The organism is Shinella sp. 838 (assembly GCF_029623935.1).
In the GTDB taxonomy this organism is placed as follows: Bacteria; Pseudomonadota; Alphaproteobacteria; order Rhizobiales; family Rhizobiaceae; genus Shinella.
In genome coordinates, this window is sequence record NZ_JARSBQ010000013.1 from 110,036 (window position 1) to 123,401 (window position 13,366).

Annotated in this window: 10 protein-coding genes; 2 read left to right on the forward strand and 8 right to left on the reverse strand. The window is 63.2% G+C overall.

Features of this window, described 5'->3' with window-relative positions:
• Positions 1 to 2: 2 nt before the first annotated feature.
• Positions 3 to 785, reverse strand: a complete 783-nt coding sequence (locus P9A16_RS28430; RefSeq protein ID WP_037405406.1) for a DeoR/GlpR family DNA-binding transcription regulator — start codon at positions 783 to 785, stop codon at positions 3 to 5.
• Between the two features lie 190 nt (positions 786 to 975).
• On the opposite strand from P9A16_RS28430, the gene P9A16_RS28435 reads away from it, so the two are divergent.
• Positions 976 to 2,013 (forward strand): GlxA family transcriptional regulator, encoded by a 1,038-nt coding sequence (locus tag P9A16_RS28435; protein ID WP_023514200.1) that lies wholly within the window; start codon positions 976 to 978, stop codon positions 2,011 to 2,013.
• 72 nt (positions 2,014 to 2,085) lie between these two features.
• Here the strand turns inward: P9A16_RS28435 and P9A16_RS28440 are convergent, their stop codons facing one another.
• From P9A16_RS28440 to P9A16_RS28470, 7 genes are all read right to left on the reverse strand, one after another.
• Positions 2,086 to 4,101: a putative 2-aminoethylphosphonate ABC transporter permease subunit gene (locus P9A16_RS28440; RefSeq protein ID WP_023513905.1), complete on the reverse strand. Its 2,016-nt coding sequence runs from the start codon at positions 4,099 to 4,101 to the stop codon at positions 2,086 to 2,088.
• A gap of 2 nt (positions 4,102 to 4,103) precedes the next feature.
• Entirely contained in the window at positions 4,104 to 5,267 is a 1,164-nt protein-coding gene (locus P9A16_RS28445) for a putative 2-aminoethylphosphonate ABC transporter ATP-binding protein (protein WP_024270641.1), read from the reverse strand.
• A 79-nt stretch (positions 5,268 to 5,346) separates the two neighbouring features.
• On the reverse strand, positions 5,347 to 6,369 hold the full coding sequence (locus P9A16_RS28450) for a putative 2-aminoethylphosphonate ABC transporter substrate-binding protein (RefSeq protein WP_023513907.1): 1,023 nt from the start codon (positions 6,367 to 6,369) through the stop codon (positions 5,347 to 5,349).
• 297 nt (positions 6,370 to 6,666) lie between these two features.
• Positions 6,667 to 8,121 (reverse strand): phosphonoacetaldehyde dehydrogenase, encoded by a 1,455-nt coding sequence (gene phnY / locus P9A16_RS28455; RefSeq protein ID WP_023513908.1) that lies wholly within the window; start codon positions 8,119 to 8,121, stop codon positions 6,667 to 6,669.
• Positions 8,122 to 8,131: 10 nt separating this feature from the next.
• Positions 8,132 to 9,394: a phosphonoacetate hydrolase gene (phnA, locus tag P9A16_RS28460; protein WP_023513909.1), complete on the reverse strand. Its 1,263-nt coding sequence runs from the start codon at positions 9,392 to 9,394 to the stop codon at positions 8,132 to 8,134.
• A 17-nt stretch (positions 9,395 to 9,411) separates the two neighbouring features.
• A complete protein-coding gene (locus tag P9A16_RS28465) occupies positions 9,412 to 10,614 on the reverse strand; it encodes a 2-aminoethylphosphonate--pyruvate transaminase (protein WP_023513910.1) in 1,203 nt (400 codons plus the stop codon).
• Between the two features lie 103 nt (positions 10,615 to 10,717).
• Positions 10,718 to 12,370 carry a Na/Pi cotransporter family protein gene (locus P9A16_RS28470; RefSeq protein ID WP_023513911.1) on the reverse strand — a complete coding sequence of 551 codons (1,653 nt, stop codon included), beginning with the start codon at positions 12,368 to 12,370 and terminating at the stop codon, positions 10,718 to 10,720.
• Positions 12,371 to 12,484: 114 nt separating this feature from the next.
• Here P9A16_RS28470 and P9A16_RS28475 point away from each other — a divergent pair, with 114 nt between their 5' ends.
• On the forward strand, positions 12,485 to 13,360 hold the full coding sequence (locus P9A16_RS28475; RefSeq protein ID WP_023513912.1) for a LysR substrate-binding domain-containing protein: 876 nt from the start codon (positions 12,485 to 12,487) through the stop codon (positions 13,358 to 13,360).
• Positions 13,361 to 13,366: the final 6 nt, after the last annotated feature.

Consider the following 13,366-nt stretch of genomic DNA (forward strand, 5'->3'; position numbering starts at 1 on the left):
CATCAAGTCGGAACGATCAGGACCGGCCCCTTTCGCTCCAGCGCCTCGCAGATGGCTTCCGGCGGCAGGCGATCGGTAATGATACCGGCGGCAAGTTCGAAACGCGGAATGCGCAAGGGCGTCAGCCGGCCGAACTTGGAGCTGTCGAGCACGAAATAGGCCTTGCCCGCCGTCGCCACCATGCGCGAACGCTGCTCGGCGCCATTGCGGGTGAAGTCGGTCACCTCGCCATCGGGCGACAGGCCGCCACCGCCGAGAAAGGCGACGTCGACGCGAAAATGGCGGATCGCTTCCAGCGCATCGACGCCGACGGCAGCCTCCTCGTCCGGATCGATCTCGCCGCCCAGCATGTGCACACGCACCAGCGGCTGGCGGCACATCAAAAGTGCAATCGACAGCGATGTGGTACAAACTGTTAGGTTTTTCCGCTCCGCCAGCGCCTGCGCCACCGCCAGGGTCGTGGTACCGGAATCGAGGAAGACCACCATTCCGTCCCGCACGAGACCGGCCGCCGCCCGACCGATTGCCGCCTTGGCATCGGCATTTTCCTCCCGACGCTCCGTAAAGGCCGCCTCGGTCGGCTCGAACAGGGTCGCACCGCCATGGACGAGGTCGAGCTGCCCGCGATCGGCAAGCAGCTTCAGGTCCCGCCGGATCGTCTGCCGCGACACATCGAAGAATTCGGCGAGTTCGGTGATACCGACCGTTCCATCTGCCGCGAGGCGGCGCAGGATCTCAGTGTGGCGGCGGGGGGCTAGGGCACGGGCGCTTTGACTGTCGGACATGATGTTATCTGCGATCATTTTTGTCGCTTTGACAAGCTGGACGAAAAAATGCGGCTAAATCCGTCCGTTCCGCCACCGTCTCCATCGCGGTCGAGAAAAATCCACATATACGATGTCCATATATGTTGCATAATGTAATATTTTCTTTCATTCTGCATTTTCTCAACCCAAGCCCGCTCAGGAGGAGACCATGCAACACGCAGGCACATGCGGCCGTTCCTTCACCTTCTACCTGCTCGACGGTTTCTCGCTGCAGGCGTTTTCCGCGGCGGCCACGGTGCTGCGCCTTGCCAATGACGTGGAAGGCAGGCCGGTCTATGGCTGGCGCACGGTCACAGCGGATGGTCGGCCGGCGCTGTCATCCTGCGGCATGCGCGTTGCGGCGGACGGATCGCTCGCCGACGAACGGGAGGGGATGCTGCGGGCGGGGCAGACACGATGTGTCGTCGTTTGCGGTGGGCGACGGGTGCCATTGCCCGACCGGGCGCTGGAGGCCTGGCTTCGCCTGTGTGGCCGCAACCGGATAGTCGTCGGAGGTTTTGCCGGCGGGCTCTACCCACTGGCACGCGCCGGCCTTGCCGAAGGACGGCGCTGCGCCGTGCACTGGGAACACTTTCCGGACTTCTCGGAACGGTTTTTCGGTGCCAAGGCCTGCCAGACCGCCTTCGAGATCGACGGCGGGCTCTATACCTGCGCCGGTGGCAACGCCCCCTTCGACATGCTCCTGTGCGCCGTCATGGCAGACCTCGGCGCGGATGCCGCCAACCGCATCTGCGAGATCGCCCTGTGCGAGCGGTTACGCCAGACCGGTGAGCGCCAGCGCCTGCCATTGCAGGCCCGGCTCGGGATCGACAATGCCTTCCTGATCAAGGTCATTTCACAGATGGAGGCCAACCTTGCCGAGCCCTTGCGGCTGACCGACCTGTCGCCGGCAAGCGGCCTCTCCCGGCGCCAGATGGAGCGCCTGTTCCAGCGGGAGATGGGGCGTACGCCGGCGCGGTACTATCTCGACCTGCGGCTGGAGCGCGCCCATCTCCTGCTGCTCACCTCCTCGTTGCCCGTCATCGAGATCGCCATGGCCTGCGGCTTCTCCACCGCCTCGCATTTTTCACGCACCTACCGCGAGCGCTACGGCTGCACGCCGCAGCGCTCGCGCATGGCGGAACAGGAGCGTCAACGTCAGCCGGGTCGTGAACAGAAGGTAATGCAGGAGTACCGCGTCGCCTGACGCGGTCACTTGCTGGTTTCCAGCCGGCGCGCGCCCTTACTCCGCCTGGAGGAAGGGCGCGTTTCGTTTGCGCTATCGCCAGGCCTGCGTGCGGGCGAGGAGACCACGGGCGATCAGCGCGTGAATCAGCTTGGCCGCGACATTGGTGTAGAAGATCATCATGCCCATCGCCGCCGCAGGAGCGATATCCCCGGCATCATCCATATTGAGCACGGCAACCGAAGCGAGCTTGGTGTCGGTGGAATAGAGGAAGACCACTGCCGAGACCGTCGTCATCGCGTTGACGAAAAGATAGATCGCGATGTTGAGGATCGCCGGCAGGCAGACGGGCACCGTGACGCGGAAGAACAGCCGGTGGAAGGGCTGCTTCAGCGACGCGGCAACGGATTCGAACTCCGGGTCCATCTGCTTCAGCGCGGTGAGCGCGGTCAGGTGCGCCACCGTGTAGAAATGCGTCACCGTCGAGACGACAAGGATCGCCATCGTGCCGTAGATCGGGTTGAGCGGATTGGCGGGATTGTTGAAGAAGAAGATGTAGGCAAGGCCGAGAACCATGCCCGGAACCGCCATCGGCATCATCGCCAGGAAGTGGAAGACACCGCGGCCGAACCGGAAGCCGTCCGCCTTCTCCACCATATAGGCGCCGGCGAAAACGACGAGCGAGCCGAAAAGCGCCGTCAGCAGGGCGAGCCGGATCGAGTTGCCATACGCCGCCCAGCCACCGCCATCCATCAGATCGAAGGCGAAGTTCTTCGTCGTCAGCGTCAGGTCATAGGGCCAGAACTTCACCACGGCGGCGATCTGGCACATGGCGATCATGCCAATGATGAAGAGGCTGACGAGACACGCGAAGGAGAAACACAGCGCATCCATCCGGGCATTCGGCTTTGGCGCATAGGGCACGGCGCGGGCGGATAGCAGCGCCACCTGCCGCCTCTGCATGCGCCGGTCAACAGCGAAGGCGAGCACGGCCGGCACTAGCAGGATGACGGAGACAACCGCCCCCATTTCGAAATTCTGCTGGCCGATGACCTGCTTGTAGATATCGACGGCGAGCATGCCATATTGCCCGCCGATCACCTTGGGCAGTCCGAAGTCCGTGATGACGAGCGTGAAGACGACGAAGGCGGCCGAGACGATGCCGTAGCGCGCGCCCGGCACCGTGACGGTCTTGAAGGTGCGCCATTTGCTCGCCTTCAGCGAGGCGGCCGCCTCGTAATGTCGTGCATCGGCGACCGAAAGCGCCGTGAGGATGATGAGGAAAGCGTGCGGCAGCGTGAAGAAGACGGAGCCGATGACGATACCGATCGGGCCATAGATCGAGTAACCGAACAGCCAGTCCTTGAAGACACCCTGATTGCCGAAGAGATAGACGAGCGCGATGCCGGGCAAAAGCGACGGAACGAGGATCGGGATGGTGAGGATGCCGCGGAAAAGGCCCTTCAGCGGCATGCAGCTTCGCGTCAACCCGTAGGCGAGCGCAAACGCGATGGAAATGGTGACGACCGTGCTGATGGCGGCCATCAGCACGGAATTGGTGACCGACTGGGCAAGCGCCGGCGTCGAGAAGTAGGTCGCGAAATTCTCCAGGCCGAGGCTGCGCGCAGGGCGCAGCACGACGCGCCGGAAGGTGCCGGAATCATATTCACGCCACGCCGTGCCTTTTTCCAGCGTGGAGCCGGCCAGGAAGGCCGCATCATCCGTGATGCCGCGGATGCGATAATGCAAGGGGCTGCGGAACTTGAACTCCGGGAAGAATTTCGTCGCCGCAAGCCGGCCGTCCGAGCTGGTGGAAAGCTCGGCCTCCGACACCGCGCCAAGCTGCCGGTTGATGTCCGCTGCGGTAACGGCCGGCCCCCAGTTCGCGGCGCTCTCATCGCTCACCTGGAATTCGAAGGCGGCAAGGTCGAAATTATAGGTCGACAGCGACTTCGACAGCATGACGAAGAGTGGTGCACCAAGCGCGATGATGAGGTAGAGGCCGATGACGGCCATGAAGCCGAGCTTGATCCGGTCGTCGCGGGAGGTCTGCTGGCGAAGGCTTTTGCCGGCAAGCGGCAGGTGGGTCGCTTCGAGGGCGATCGTCATCCTCAAACACTCCTCGGATAGAGCAGCAGACGCTCGCGCGGGATCTCCACCTGGATGGCGCCTCCCGTTTCGATGCCGAGGCGGCGCACGGCATTGACGGAGAAATCGGCGACCAGCGTACGATCGCCGAGCCGGGGTGCGGTCAGCCGCGTGCGCCAGAACATGCCGAGAAACTCCATCTCCTGCACTTCGGCGTCGATGAGGTTCTGCGGCGTCGCCGGACGATCGACCGCATTGACGGCATGCGCATGCGCACCGTGCGGGATGATGTCGACGGGACGTACAACGGCGGTGGCGGTGTGGCCCGCCGAAAGACCCTCGGTCGAACAGCAGAAGGCCGAATGGCCGATCTCCACTTCGCCGTCCTTCAGCACCCGCGCCGGGAACTGGTTGGTTTCGCCGATGAAATCGGCGACGAACAATGTGCTCGGATGGCGGTAGATCTCGGTGGGCGAGCCGACCTGCTCGATGACGCCGTGGTTCATCACGACGATACGGTCGGCCATGGCGAGCGCCTCCTCCTGATCATGTGTGACCATGATCGTTGTGACACCGAGCTTGCGCTGCAAGGCCTTGATCTCGTGACGCAAATGGACGCGAACCTTGGCATCGAGCGCAGAGAGTGGCTCATCGAGCAACAGCAGGCCGGGCGAAATGGCGATGGCGCGGGCGAGCGCGATGCGCTGCTGCTGGCCACCCGAAAGCTGGGCTGGATACTTCTTGCCATGCGCCGACAGACCGACCGTTTCCAGGAGTTCGGACACGCGCGAAGCCACCGCTGCCTTGGAGCGGCCGGTGTTTTCCAGGCCGAAGGCAATGTTCTGCTCGATGGTGAGGTTCGGGAAGAGCGCGTAGGACTGGAAGACGATGCCGTAGTCGCGGCTGGAAGCCGGCAAGGTGGAGATATCGCGGCCGCCCTGCAGGATGGTGCCGCGCGATTGCAGGTCGAGGCCGGCGATCGCTCTCAGAAGGGTCGTCTTTCCGCAGCCGGAAGGGCCGAGGAAACAGATGAACTCGCCCCTGGCAATGCTGAGCGAAATGTCGCGCAACGCGACGAAATCACCATACGCCTTCCAGAGATCGGCGACTTCCAGATAGGGGGCCGCGGCATCTGCGGTGCGGGGAAGGTTGGTGGGCGTCGGTTCGATCGACAGGGCATGTCTCATCTGCAAGCTCCGCTGGCTTCAGGAATTTCGGGACAATGCGAAGGGCGGAGCACAGAAGCGCTCCGCCCGGCCGATCGGCTCAGCTCTTCGGCTCCGACTTGGCGTCGTAACGCTTCTGCCATTCCTTCAGGACGGTGGCCCGGTTGTTGGCGGCCCATTCGAAGTCGTTGTCGATCATTCTGGAGGCGATGTCGTCAGGCAGGTGCTCGACCTTCTTTGCGACCCCGGGATAGGCAACGACGGCATAGCCGACATTGTACATTTCGTTGGCCTCCTTGGTCACCGACCAGTCGACCAGCGTCTTGGCCGCCTCGATATTGGCGGTACCCGCGATGATCGCCGTCGCCTCGGCCTCCCAGCCGGAGCCCTCCGAGGGGAAGATGATGTCGATCGGCGCACCGGCGCTCTTGGCCTTGGCGCCCGGGAACTCGAAGGAGACGCCGATGACGGCTTCGCCGGCACCCGCCATCTTGCAGGGCTTCGAGCCGGAATGGGTATAGGCCGAGATATTTTCGTGCAGCTTGTCCATGAAGGACCAGGCCTTCTCCTCGCCCCACATCTGCATCCAGCCGGAGACGTCGAGAAAGCCGGTGCCCGATGACGCCGGGTTCGGCATCACGACATGGCCCTTGTATTCGGGCTTTGTCAGGTCCTCCCAGCTCGTCGGTGCCTTCAGGCCAAGCTTTTCGCCCTCCACCGTGTTGTAGCAGAGCGCGGCGACATAAGCGTCCATGCCGACCCAGCTCGGCGGGTTGTCCTTGTCGACGAACTTCTTGTCGAGCGCTTCGACGCCCTTCGGCGCATAGCCTTCCAGCATGCCCTCGGTCTTGAGGAGGAGCAGCGAGGTCGCGGCAAGACCCCAGACGACGTCGGCCTGCGGATTGTCCTTTTCGGCCAAAAGCTTGGCGGTCATCACGCCGGTGGAATCGCGCACCCAGTTGATCTTGATATCGGGATGGGCCTTTTCGAAGGTCGCCTTGTAGCGGTCAAGGTCGACGGCCTCGACGGCGGTGTAGACCGTAAGCTGGGTTTCAGCGGCGGCAAGGGTCGGAAGCACGGCGGAAACGGCACCGGCAAGCATAAAAAGCGTGCGTTTGTTCATGATTGAAAATCTCCTCTGAAGGCCTGGAAAAATCCGGGAAGCGCGGCGGGCGATCTAGATGTCACCCTTCATGTGGTCGGCTTCAGGAGGCATTCTGGCAGGGGTTTTTGGTAAGTAAAATTTATTATTCTTATCGTTTGGAAGATAAAAACTATAATAAACCTGCCACTTGAACAGGCGTCTCAAAGCCCCTTGCTGCCGGAATCGGCACGCTCCGCAAGAAAAGCAGGCAACAAAAAAAGGGAGCCGCACGAAACGGCTCCCAGAAGGGGTGATCCCGCAGGGGATTGCTTCAGATCACCACGGCAAGGAGAAGGTCTTGACGTTGGTAAAGCTCTTCATCGCCTCGATGACGCCTTCCTTGTAGCCGTTGCCGCTGTCCTTGATGCCGCCGAACGGGCTCATCTCGATGCGGTAACCCGGCACTTCCCAGATGTTGACCGTACCGACCTTCAGCCCCGCGATGTATTTCTGCATGCGACGGAAATCGTTGGTGCAGACGCCGGAGGAAAGGCCGAAGGCAGTGGAGTTGGAGAGCGCGATCAGCGCGTCGTCATCGTCGGGTGCACGGACGATCGGGATGATCGGCGCAAAGGTCTCCTCCATGACGAGCTCGCTCGCATGGGAGACGCGGTCGACGACGATCGGCGGCAGCAGCGCGCCTTTGCGGCCGGGATTGTAGAGGATTTCCGCTCCCTCTTCCGCCGCCTGATGCACCCGGCGCTCGAAGACTTCGGCGGCCCTGGCGTGCACCACGGTGCCGAGCTCCGTCGCACGGTCCATGGGATCGCCGAATTTCAGCTTCTTCGCCCGCTCCAGCACCAGCGGCACGAAACGGTCGGCGACACGCTCCTGGCAGAGGATGCGCTTGACGGCCGTGCAGCGCTGGCCGGAATTTTTTGTCGCGCCGGCGACGGCGAGGTCGGCCGCCCTTGCGAGATCGTCGTCGGAGAGGTCGTTGAGGATGATCAGCGGGTCGTTGCCGCCGAGTTCGAGGATCTGGCGCTTGTAATGGGCGTGCGCAGCGATCAGCTTGCCGACGGGCACGCTGCCGGTGAAAGTGATCAAGTCGAAATTCGGATTGGTGATCATCTCCATACCGATATCGCCGGGCCAGCCGGTGACGACGGACAGCATTTCCGGCGGCAAACCAGCCTCATAGAGAATGTCGGCGAAGATGAGCGCCGTCATCGGCGTCAGCTCCGTCGGCTTCAGCACGACGCAGTTGTTGGTCGCGACGGCCGGGGCAACCTTGTGCGCCACCATGTTGAGCGGATGGTTGAAGGGTGTGATCGCCGAGATGGCGGTCAGCGGCTCGCGCGTTGTGAAAATCTTTCGCGCCTTGCCGTGCGGGGTGAGATCGCAGGAAAAAATCTCGCCATCGTCATGGATACACATCTGGCCGGACAGCGTCAGCACATCGAAGGCGCGGCCCACTTCGTAGAGCGAATCCTGCTTGGAAATGCCGAGTTCCCGCGTGATGAGATCGGAAATTTCCTCCTTGCGGGCGACGAGCAGCTCGGCCGCCTTCAGGAGAATGCGCTGGCGTTCGTAGCGCGTCAGCTTCGGCTGGTAGGCGGCCGCGATCTCGAAGGCCTTTCTGGCATGCTCGGCATTGCCGGCCGGAACGGTGCCGATGACGGCATCGTTCCAGGGGTAATGCACCTCGACCCGCCCTTCGGTATCGACCTTCTTGCCGGCGATCCGCATGGGCTCATGACGGATCGCGAATGTCGTTTCCACTTTGGTCATCGCCCCCTCCTCAATGCGCCGGCTGCGCGGCGGCGACGAGCGCGTAGTAGAAGGCGTCGAAATTGCGCAGCGTGCCGGCGGAAGAGAGTTCCGGCAGGGTGCGGTTGGCGATGAAGGGTACTTCCTGTTCCGTGAGGCCGCCATGCGAGCGCAGCGGTTCGTTGAGCGCGGCAAGATCGTGCCGGTGCTCGCTGGTGCCCAGCGTCTTGTTCTCCGAGGAAACGAGCACGATGTCGCCGATGCGGTCGTCCGGCAGCTCGAAGCGCACGCAGGCTTCCGGCCGCGACAGCACCACGTCGATGCCCTCGATCGCCTTCAGCCGCTCGATGATCTCCTCCTTGTCGGCCATTTCAGGCAGATAGGCGGTGGCGAAGGAGCCGAGCGCGCCGTGGTGCACGACATAGGGGTCGGTGATCGGCAGGATGACGCGGGCGGCATCCTTGCCGAGCCATTCGTCGAGCAGGTCCTGCACATAGACGACGTCGGGTGTGCCGTCCGTCTTGTGCTTCGGCTTCATGCCATGGTCGGCCGTGACGACGATCGCCGCGCCGAGCGCGTCGAGTTCGGTCAGGTACTTGTCGAACATCTCGTAGAAGGAATTGGCCTCCGGCACGCCCGGCGCATATTTGTGCTGCACGTAGTCGGTCGTGGTCAGGTACATGACGTCGGGGCGGAACTCCTTGAGGAGCTTCACGCCCGCGGCGAAGACGAATTCCGAGAGGTCGGCGGAATAGACCTCCGGCACCGGCAGGCCAAGCCAGGCCGAGGCGTTGTCGATGCCGTGTTCCGCCTTGGTAGACGTGTCGGACTTTTCCGAAGAGAAGCAGACGGCGCGGCCCTCGTCGAACTTCAGGCCATGGCCGAGCAGTGCGCGCAGCTTGTCCTTCGCCGTCACCACGGCGACCTTGGCGCCGGCATCATAAAAAGCCTTGAAGACGGTCGGCGCGCGCAGGAACCGCGGGTCGTTCATCATCACCTCTTTGCCGGTCGCGGGCTCATAGAGATAGTTGCCGCAGATACCGTGGATCGCCGGCGGGCGGCCGGTGGCGATGGAGAGATTGTTCGGGTTGGTGAAGCTCGGGATGACGCTGAGCGCGGTGCGCTCCGTACCTGTCTTGCGGATGCGCTTGAGCGTCGGCATCAGCCCGGCCTTGATGGCCTCGTCGAGATAGGCCGGCTCGCAGCCGTCGAGGCAGATGGCGATGGCCGGGACATTCGGCCAGGGATAGGTGCGGCGGTTGGCGGTGACGGTGATCTTGGACATCTGGTTCATCGGGGATTCCATTCTCGTTAGGCCGCCAGGCGGCTGCGTTCTTCAAGGGCGATGGCCGGCGGGGCGGCGCTGTCGACGCCCATTTCGGCAAGGGACGTGCGGGCGGCGTCCACCACACGGCGCATGACATGCTCGTCCATGCGGCCGATGCAGCCGACACGGAAACTGTCGACCACCGTCAGCTTGCCGGGATAGATGATGAAACCCTTCTCCTTCATCAGTTCATAGAAGCGGTCAAAAGCGAAGGCCGTGTGGGCCGGGCTGAAGAAGGTGACGATAATAGGCGAGAGCCATTGGTCGGCGAGCAGCGTCTCGAAGCCGGCCTCGCGCATGCCTGCTACCATGACGTCACGGTTGCGGGCATAGCGCGCGCCGCGGGCGGCAACCCCGCCTTCTTCGCGGTGGATGCGCAACGCCTCCAGGAACGCGGCGACGACATGGGTCGGCGGCGTGAAGCGCCACTGCCCGGTCTTGTTCATGTAGTCCCACTGGGCATGCATATCGAGGCTCAGCGAATGGCTGCGGCCCTTGGCGGCCTCAAGTTCGCTCTTGCGGGCGATGACGAAGCCGAAGCCCGGTACGCCCTCGATGCATTTGTTGGCCGAGGAGACGATCGCCTCGTAGCGGAAATCGGAAAGGCTGGCCGGCACCGCACCGAAGGCGCTCATGGAATCCACGAGAAGCTTGCGACCACGGGCGTAGACGGTGTCGGAGATTTCCTTCAGCGGGTTGAGGATGCCCGAACTGGTTTCGCAATGAACGACGACGACATGGCTGATGGCGGGGTCGGCATCCAGCGCCGCGGCGACTTCGACACCGCGCGGCGGCATGTAGTCACCCTTGTCGATGACGGCATGGTCGCGGCCGAGATAGGACAGCGTCTGGGCGATACGCTTGCCATAGGCGCCGTTGCTCAGCACCAGCACCTTGCCGTCCTTCGGCACGAAGCTGGCGAGCATCGCCTCCACCGAGAACGAGCCGCTGCCCTGCATCGGCACACAGTCGAATTCACCGGCCGTATCGCCGGCGATCTCGAGCAGCTGGCGGCGCAGGTCCGCCGTCATGGCGCGGAAGTCGCCATCCCAGGAGCCCCAGTCCCGCAGCATGGCTTCCTTGACTTCGTAAGCCGTCGTCAGCGGGCCGGGTGTCAGGAGATAGGGCTCGCCGAGCCGTGGCGTCTCCAGCGGTGCGATGGTTCTGTCAGAAGCGGTGTTGGGCATGGTCCGTCCTCGCATTTGGCTTTTCCGGATGTGACAATGCGGTGGAAACACATATCTGTAAAATCGTTCTTTTGTATCAATCCATCGATTAAATTTATGCCTTTCAGGCAGCAGGGATCAGACGGCTTTCCAGGAGGTCTCCCGTCTCGCGCAGGCGCGGATAGGCCATGGTCGTGACCAGAGAATTGACCTCCTTCAGCGCACGCACGATCTCCAGATGCATGTCGCTGGACTGGATGCTCGCGCCTATGCCCTGGCGCAGCCGCTCCAGATGGCTCTTGCTGCTCTCCTCGACGAGACGGCGCACGTGCTCCTTCTGCCGCACCATCTCACGGGCAATGACCGGGTCCGGCGAGACAAGCAGATTGGCCGCAAGCCGGACATTCGAAAACACCGCAGCATGCAGCAGCGTCAGCTCGCGCCAGCCCTCCTGCGAGAAGGCACCCGCTCCGGCAAGCCGTTCCTCCGCCATCTGCAACAGGCTCTTCGCCACCACATCACCGGCATATTCAAGATGGATTGCCGCTTCGGTAAGCTCGATGCCGCGAGCAGACTGTTCTTCCGTCAGCACACCGCGGTTGACCGTAGCGATATAGAGCTTGATCTCGCTGTGAGCCCGGTGGATATCGCCATCGATGCGGCGGAGCGCCTTTACGGCTTCGGGCGTCGGTGCCTCGATCACCGTCATCACCGGTTCCAGCATACGGGTAATGAGGTTGCCCATGTACAACACCTCGCGCGCCGCAGCCGCCAGAGCCTGCGCCGGCTTGTCGATCAGCGCACGGTCCAGCGCGCTGGCATGGGCGGTAAAGTCGCCCTCCCGCGCCACCTCTGGCGTCAGCAGTCGAACCAGGCGCGCCATCGAGCCACAGGTGACGAGCCCGACGGCAACCAGCGCGGCATTGAACAGCACATGCAGGTTGACCAGTTTGCCGGCGACCGTCTCGCCCGGCAGCCATGCAAAGGGTACATCCAGTGAAAACAGCGTGAAGATCACCGCGCTGAACAGCGCGCGGAAGAACAGATTGCCGAGCGGCAGGCGCCGTCCCTCGACCGGCAGGCCGCGCGTCAGCCAGAGCGCAATGAGCCCGCCGCCGAGATTGACACCGAGGACAAGCGGTATGCCGACATCGATCGGCACGATGCCCCTGGCCGCGAAGGTGAGAATGAGAAGAATGGCAGCGACGCTGGAATGCAGCACCCAGGTGAAGAGCGCGGCAAGGATCATCACTGTCAGTCCGTCCTTGCCGATGAAGGCGATGGCGGAGGGCAGCAGCGGGCTTTGCGCCAGTGGCGCCGTTGCATGGCCGATCATCTGCAGCGACAGGAGCAGGAGGCCGATACCCAGCACGGCGCGACCGGCTTCGACAGTCTTGCGCTTTCGCGCCTTCAGATGCAGCAGCCCGCCGGCGGCAATGAGCAGCGGCGCAAGCCAATGAAGGTCGAAGGACAGGATCTTGACCACCAGCGCCGAGCCGAGATCCGCCCCGAGCAGCACCGCGAGCCCAACATCGAGCGCCAGCGCACCGCTGATGGCAAAGCCGGCCGCGAGCATGGCGACCGCCGTGGAGCTCTGCAGGCCGATGGCGACGAGACACCCATAAAGCGCCGCCCGCAGCCGGCTGCCGCCTCCACCGACACTGCGTGCCACGAGATCACCCGAGGCCGCCTCGACGCCGGTCTTCACCAGTCTGACGGCGTAGAGCAGAAGAACGGTGGCGGCGGCAAGTTCGAGGGCGACGGCCGACAGACTCATGGGCGTGCTCCGCAAGAGAATGGAAATCCGAAAACTATCCGTCGCGGCTTTACATAAATCAAATCGTTCGTATTAATGAAAGCATAGATTCAATCTATCAATGGGGGTCGCCGCATGCGCTATGTCCAGCTTCGTGCCTTTCATAACGTTGCCATCCACGGCGGCTTTTCGCGTGCAGCGGAAGCACTGTTCCTGACCCAGCCGGCCGTTTCCGATCAGGTACGCAAGCTGGAGGAGGAATACGACGTCCTGCTCTTCAACCGGAACAAGAAGCAGGTAACGCTGACCCAGGCCGGCCAGCAGCTTCTGGAAGTCACGCGGCGCATGTTCGACGTGGAGCAGCAGGCGCTCGACCTGCTGTCGGAATCCCGCGCGCTCCGGGCGGGCAAGCTGCGCATCGTCGCCGATGCCGCCCACCATCTCCTGCACATCCTCGCGGCCTTCCGTCGAGCCTATCCGACCGTGCAGGTCTCGATCGACGCCGGCAACACCGAGACGGTCATCACCAGCCTGCACGCCTATGAGGCGGATATCGGCGTGCTCGGCGAGGTGCCGCAATCCAGCGACTTCGAGATCCTGAAGCTCAATTCGACGCCGATCATCGCCTTTGCCAGCCGCGACTATCCCCTCGCCGGCCAGAGGACCGTGACATTCCCGGAACTGGCGACGCATCCTCTCGTCATGCGCGAGCGCGGCTCCAAGACCCGCCAGAAGCTGGAGGCGATGGCCGCCGTCTGCGGCGTGTCGCTGACGCCGCTCATCGAGGCGGAAGGCCGGGAGGCGGTCCGTGAGATCGTGGCGGCGGGCGGCGGGGTCGGCTTCGTCTCCTCCGCCGAGTTCGGGCAGGATAACCGCCTCGTCCCGATACCCATCGACGCGCCTGAAATGCTGATGGACGAGGCCCTTATCTGTCTGCGCGAGCGTGCCAACGGCAAACTGGTCAACGCCTTCTTCGACATTGCAAGAAAGCTTGCGCCGGCCGCGGGATGACACTAG

Excerpts from the sequence above, each read along its gene's own strand:
- P9A16_RS28430 (WP_037405406.1), bottom strand. The coding sequence starts at position 785 with ATGTCCGACAGTCAAAGCGCCCGTGCCCTAGCCCCCCGCCGCCACACT.
- P9A16_RS28435 (WP_023514200.1), top strand. The coding sequence starts at position 976 with ATGCAACACGCAGGCACATGCGGCCGTTCCTTCACCTTCTACCTGCTC.
- P9A16_RS28440 (WP_023513905.1), bottom strand. The coding sequence starts at position 4,101 with ATGACGATCGCCCTCGAAGCGACCCACCTGCCGCTTGCCGGCAAAAGC.
- P9A16_RS28445 (WP_024270641.1), bottom strand. The coding sequence starts at position 5,267 with ATGAGACATGCCCTGTCGATCGAACCGACGCCCACCAACCTTCCCCGC.
- P9A16_RS28450 (WP_023513907.1), bottom strand. The coding sequence starts at position 6,369 with ATGAACAAACGCACGCTTTTTATGCTTGCCGGTGCCGTTTCCGCCGTG.
- phnY (WP_023513908.1), bottom strand. The coding sequence starts at position 8,121 with ATGACCAAAGTGGAAACGACATTCGCGATCCGTCATGAGCCCATGCGG.
- phnA (WP_023513909.1), bottom strand. The coding sequence starts at position 9,394 with ATGAACCAGATGTCCAAGATCACCGTCACCGCCAACCGCCGCACCTAT.
- P9A16_RS28465 (WP_023513910.1), bottom strand. The coding sequence starts at position 10,614 with ATGCCCAACACCGCTTCTGACAGAACCATCGCACCGCTGGAGACGCCA.
- P9A16_RS28470 (WP_023513911.1), bottom strand. The coding sequence starts at position 12,370 with ATGAGTCTGTCGGCCGTCGCCCTCGAACTTGCCGCCGCCACCGTTCTT.
- P9A16_RS28475 (WP_023513912.1), top strand. The coding sequence starts at position 12,485 with ATGCGCTATGTCCAGCTTCGTGCCTTTCATAACGTTGCCATCCACGGC.